The organism is Streptomyces sp. SID14436 (assembly GCF_010548465.1).
In the GTDB taxonomy this organism is placed as follows: domain Bacteria; phylum Actinomycetota; class Actinomycetes; order Streptomycetales; family Streptomycetaceae; genus Streptomyces.
On record NZ_JAAGMD010000620.1, the window covers coordinates 1 to 645 of the forward strand.

Here is a 645-nt window from a genome sequence, read left to right on the forward strand (position 1 = left end):
CTCCGCGAGGCGGCCGGCGGCGTCCCCCACCTGCTGTGCGTGGACGACGCGCACCTGTGGGACCCGGCCTCGCGCGCCGCCCTCGGGGAGGCCGCCGCACGCGTCCACGCGGCCCCGGGCGGGACCGGGATGCTCCTGGCCGTGCCCGGCCACCTCCCCACCGTCCCCGAACTGGCCGGGCTCCCCGCCCTGCACCTCGCACCGCTCGCCCCGGCCGACGCGGCGGCCCTGCTGGACGACGCGACCGACGGCACCGTCGACCCGGGCGTGCGGACCCGACTCGTCACCGAGGCGGACGGCAACCCCGCCCTGCTGCTCGCCCTGGCCCACCGCCTGTCCCCGGCCCAGCTGCGGGGACACCGCGAGCTGCCCGGGCCGGCGGCCGACGCGGACGTCCTCACCTCCGTCGTCGGCGGCCACCTGACCGGACTGACACCGGACCACACCGACCTGCTGCTGACGGCGGCGGCCGCCCTGCGGGCCACCGGCGAACCCGACGCCGACGCGGACCTCGTACGCCGGGCCGTACGCGACCTGCACCCGCGCCCGGCCCGGACGGCGTCGCCGTTCCTCGCCGGCGCGGAAGGCCGGCTGCGCTTCCGCAGCCCGCTGCTCGGCCGCGCCGTGTACGCCACCGCCCCGTCC

1 pseudogene is annotated in these 645 nt (G+C 80.2%); it reads left to right on the forward strand.

The features are described from left to right. A pseudogene (locus G3I53_RS21755) lies at positions 1-645 on the forward strand (LuxR family transcriptional regulator); the annotation flags it as partial.